The sequence below is a fragment of the Salmonella sp. SAL4457 genome (assembly GCF_046548235.1).
GTDB classification, from domain to species: Bacteria; Pseudomonadota; Gammaproteobacteria; order Enterobacterales; family Enterobacteriaceae; genus Salmonella; species Salmonella enterica.
On sequence record NZ_JBGDZO010001164.1, the window covers coordinates 1 to 244 of the forward strand.

At 53.7% G+C, this 244-nt stretch carries 1 protein-coding gene; it reads left to right on the top strand.

Annotated features, from left to right (window positions below):
- Positions 1 to 244 (top strand): ABC transporter permease subunit (locus ACLJNW_RS27835; protein ID WP_410961821.1); only part of this gene is annotated, 244 nt, incomplete at both ends.

The window sequence follows — 244 nt, forward strand, 5'->3', positions numbered from 1 at the left end:
GCTTTTTGCCGGCACACTCGGCCTCCTAGCAGGAGTGGTAGCCGCACTCAAGCGAGGTTCGATTTTTGACCACGGAGTAATGACAATATCTCTAGCGGGCTACTCAATGCCGATTTTTTGGTGGGGCCTGCTCTTGATCATGCTCTTTTCCGTTTCATTAGGCTGGACTCCTGTTTCTGACCGTATCGGCGTGCTGTATGAGGTGGAGCCGAAGACCGGCTTCATGCTCATCGACACCCTGCTC